Source organism: Planctomycetota bacterium, from assembly GCA_038746835.1.
Lineage (GTDB): Bacteria > Planctomycetota > Phycisphaerae > Tepidisphaerales > Tepidisphaeraceae > JBCDKH01.
On sequence record JBCDKH010000250.1, the window covers coordinates 1 to 4,232 of the forward strand.

General features: G+C 65.9%; 3 protein-coding genes. 1 reads left to right on the forward strand and 2 read right to left on the reverse strand.

The genetic code is table 11. The features are described from left to right. Positions 1–1,498, reverse strand: a 1,498-nt coding sequence (locus AAGI46_16050; protein ID MEM1013721.1) for an FAD-dependent oxidoreductase, incomplete at its 3' end; no start/stop codon positions are given. A gap of 92 nt (positions 1,499–1,590) precedes the next feature. Then, complete coding sequence (locus tag AAGI46_16055; GenBank protein ID MEM1013722.1) at positions 1,591–2,568, reverse strand: hypothetical protein; 978 nt, start codon at positions 2,566–2,568, stop codon at positions 1,591–1,593. 130 nt (positions 2,569–2,698) lie between these two features. Here AAGI46_16055 and AAGI46_16060 point away from each other — a divergent pair. After that, positions 2,699–4,232 (forward strand): alkaline phosphatase (locus AAGI46_16060; GenBank protein MEM1013723.1); only part of this gene is annotated, 1,534 nt, incomplete at its 3' end.

Sequence of the window (4,232 nt, forward strand, 5' to 3'; positions counted from 1 at the left end):
CGTTCTGGCTGAAGAAGTCCGCCTTGCCGCCCATGGCCATGGCGGTTTGGCCGATGTGGATGAGCTCGGTCGCGCCGCTGCCGATGACGTGGACGCCGAGGATGTCGCGGTTGTCCTGGTGGATGAGCAGCTTGAGCATGCCCGTCTCGTCGCCCAGCAACTGCCCGCGGGCGATCTCGCTGTACGTCGCAACGCCGGCCTCGTAGGGGATGCCGTCGTTGGTCAGCTCTTCCTCGGTCTTGCCGACCATGCTGATCTCCGGGATCGCATAGATGCCGAAGGGGAAGAGGTCCGGGAAGCTGTGAGCCTCGATCCCGAACATGTGACACGCGGCCAGTCGGCCCTGCTCCATCGCGGTGCTGGCAAGGGCCGGGAATCCGATGACGTCGCCGCAGGCGTAGATGTGGTGGACGTTCGTCTGATAGTGCTCGTTGACGCGGAGCCGCTCGCGATCGTCCGCCTCCAGACCCGCCTTGTCGACGGCCAGGGCAGACGTCGTTCCCTGCCGGCCGACGGCATAAAAGAGCGTTTGGGCTCGGAGCTTCTTTCCGCTCTCGAGTGTCGCCTGGACCAGAACGTGGTCGTCGTCCCCACTGCCGCTTCGTCGATCGACGTTGCCGGGCGGCGTGTCGGGCTTGTACTCGACCTCCTCTGCGACTTTGACTTCGGGTGCGGCGTCGTCACTCTCGACGATCACGTCGCTCGCCCGACGCCTGGCCCGCTGCGGATAGTCGGGATGGTCGGTGCCGATCAGCTCGATGCCTTTGACCTTTTCGCCCAGCCGCAGCGTGATGCCGGCCCGACGCATCTGGTACTGGAACGCCTCGCAAATCTCATCGTCGAGGAAGCCCAGCACCTTGTTGCGGCCTTCGACGAGCGTCACCTTCACGCCCAGCGTGGCCATCATGCAGGCGTACTCGGTCCCGATGACGCCGCCGCCGACGACGATCATCGACTTGGGCAGCTGCTTGAGCTTGAGGATGCCGTCGCTGGTGAAGACCCGGCCGTCGCTGAAGGGGACGTTGGTCGGACGTGCCGGCTGCGTGCCAATGGCCAGGACGAAGTTGTCGCCCTGGATGCGTTCGCTGCGCACTTCCTTGCCGGTGTCGGAGTCGCTGACGGTGACGGTGATCTGGTGGTCGTCGTCGAACCGCGCGTGGCCCTCGACGACATCGACGCCGTTGCGGACGAGCTGGCTCATGACCAGCTCGCGTTCGTGGTTGATGACGGTCCGGCTGACGGAGATGAGGTCGCCGACCGTGATGCGGCTCTTGACGCGATAAGCCTCGCCGAAGAGCCCGCGTTTGCTGGCTCCGGTGAGGTGGAGGATGGCCTCGCGAAGGGCTTTGGACGGGATGGTGCCGGTGTTGAGCGCGACGCCGCCGAGCCAGTTGTTCTTCTCGACGAGCGCGACCTTTCGGCCGAGCTTGGCCGCTTGAATCGCGGCTTTCTGCCCGGCGGGGCCTGAACCAATAACAACCAGGTCGTATTGCCGCATGTCTGCCGACTTTATCGACACAGCGGGCCGTTCCGTTCGCCGGGTCGCCCGATAAAGCCCGCAGCGGCCTCACCGCAGGCACGGCCGAGCGCTCACTGCCGGATCAGCTTCGAGACGCGTCCGCCGACGTACCACTCGACAACATAGATGTTGCCGTCCGCGTCGACGTCGATCCCGTGCGGCGTGTGGAAAGAACCGGCGTGCAACAACCCCTCGGCGACGTTCGGCCAGCCCTCGGGACGGTTCTGCTCCAGCGGCACCCAGCCGGGATCGGCCTCGCGCGTCAGTGGCGTGATGTCCGGGCTCTGGGCGAGGTCGGCCAGGACGTTGAGGTGCGGGTCGAGGATCTTCACGCTTCCCGCGATCTCGGCGACGTAGATCAGCCCGTCGTGAAACGCAAAGGCGGCGGGGCTGTGGCAGGCGGTGTCGCTGTGCCTGGCAAGCGAACCGTCTTTGTAGACGCAGACGCGTCGGTTGCTGCGATCGGTGACCCACAGCTCCGACTCGCCGCCGGCACCGGTCGGGCCAATCTCGATGCCATGCGGTTCGTTGAATCGTCCCGCCTCACCGACGCCGTCGAGGTGACCGTCGAGACTGCCGCTGGGTCCGTAGCGATAGACGCGGTGTGTCCCGTAGCCGTCTGCGACCATGACGTCGCCGTTGTCCATCTCGACCGCCCACGTCGGAACGAACCGTCGGCGCGCGGGATCCGGATTGTCGTCGATCAGGCTCTGCGGCGGCGGAGCCAGCTCGCGGATCAGCTTGCCATCGAGCGACAACTTGTGGACGGCCGCGGTCTTTTCGTCGGTGACCCACAACGCATCGCCCGCCGCGGTCAACCCGTGTGCGCCGGGATAGTCGCCGAAGCTGCTGAGCCGGTTGCCGTCGGCGTCGAAGAAGATGATCGCGTCGTCGCCCGGCGCGTTCTGGTGGAAGACGACGATGCGGCCATCGCGGAGCACCTGCACGCCGTGCGTCGGCCCGCCTGCTCGGTTGCCGTCTTTGCCGACCTTCACCCAATCGGTCACGAACTCGTAGGAAGAGTCGCCGGAGGTCACGATGCGTCCCATGCGGCCACGGTACACGTGACGTCGCGCGTGACGCGGCCGATTCGGCTGCTGCACCAGCCACGGAATCTTAAAGAGGTCTGTACCTCCGCTTAGCACGTCGGGAGGTGGTCGCCGGGTACACAACCTGTCCATGCTTCAAACCCACCACCGTGCCGTTGTCGCCGCTGTCGCTTGCTCGGCGTTTGTCTCGTCTGCCGCCTTTGCCCAGCAGGCAAAGAACGTGATCCTCATGATCTCCGACGGCGCCGGCGACACGACCTGGCAGGCCGCCAACCAGTTCCAGTTCGGCACCAACGCTGGAACGTCTGACGCGTTTCGCCAGCAGTACGAGTCGGCCGCGTTCACGCAGCACTGGATGACGGCTTTTCCGGGCTACACGCAGCCGCTGCCGCCATCGACCAACCTGGGTTTTGGGCCGATCGGTCTCCTGCCGTCGCTGTACAACGAGATTCCTAACTTTCCCGGGCCTGGTTCGTACAACGTCGCTGCTGCCAACGACATGACCGCGGGCGTGGCGGTCCGCACGCTCGGCACGCCCGCCGAACTCGGCCGGGGCACGACCGTTCCGCTGACCGTCAACACGGCCAACGCTCCGCAGTTCCAGGCTGTCGCGGCCGCGTTTGCCGGTGAGTTCGACGTGACCGAGATTCAGGGCTTCGCCGCTTACGACTACCTGACGAACCAGAGCATCACCGACTCCGCCGCCGCCGGCACCGCGCTTGCCAGTGGCACCAAGACGTACAACACGGCCATCAACGTCGGGCTCGACGAGACGCCGGTCGAGTTCATCACGCAGCAGATGGTCGCCGCCGGCAAAAAGGCCGGCGTCGTCAGCACCAAGACCTTCACCGACGCCACGCCCGCCGCGTTCGGCACGCAGAACATCGACCGCAACGCCGAGGCCGAGATCAGCAACGACATGATCCGCAACGGCCTGCTGGACGTCATCATCAGCCCCGGCCACCCCGAGTTCGGCTCGGGCGGCGTGCCGCGGACCACGCCCGACTACGACACCGTCAGCGAGGCCAACCTCAACGCCCTGCGTGGCGGGCTCGACGGCTGGAGCTTCGTCGACGACAACAGCCAGCTCAACGCCATCGCCAACGGCACCCAGGCCGCACCGGATCGCCTCTTCGGCCTCGTCCCGGTCGACTCGCAGCTCCACAGCCGCGACACCACCGGCCGCACCAACGCCTTTGACCCGCGTGTCTTTGACCCGTCGGATCCCAACGGTGCCGTGCCGTTCGTCATGCCCGACCTCGACGTGCTCAGCCGCGCTGCGATCGAAACGCTCGAGCAGGACGACGACGGCTTTTTCCTGATGATCGAGAACGGCAGCGTCGACTCGGCCGCCCACGCCAACGACCTGCCGCGGATGGTCGAGGAACAGCTCTCCTTCAACCGCTCGGTCGATGCGGTGATCGACTGGATTGAGACTGAGAGCTCGTGGGACGAGACGCTGCTGATCATCACCACCGACCATGCCAACGGCCTGTTCCTTGGCAACGACTCGGCCACCGAGTACTTCGACGCCCCCGACGCCGTCGGTGTGGGTGAGCTGCCCGAGGGCATCTGGTGGAGCACCGAGCACACCAATGAGCTCATCCCCCTCTGGAGCCGCGGCCCTGGCAGCGAGCTGTTCGCCGACTTCCTCAGCACCGAAG

Coding starts and splice junctions, on each gene's coding strand:
- AAGI46_16055 (MEM1013722.1), bottom strand. CDS start 2,568: ATGGGACGCATCGTGACCTCCGGCGACTCTTCCTACGAGTTCGTGACC.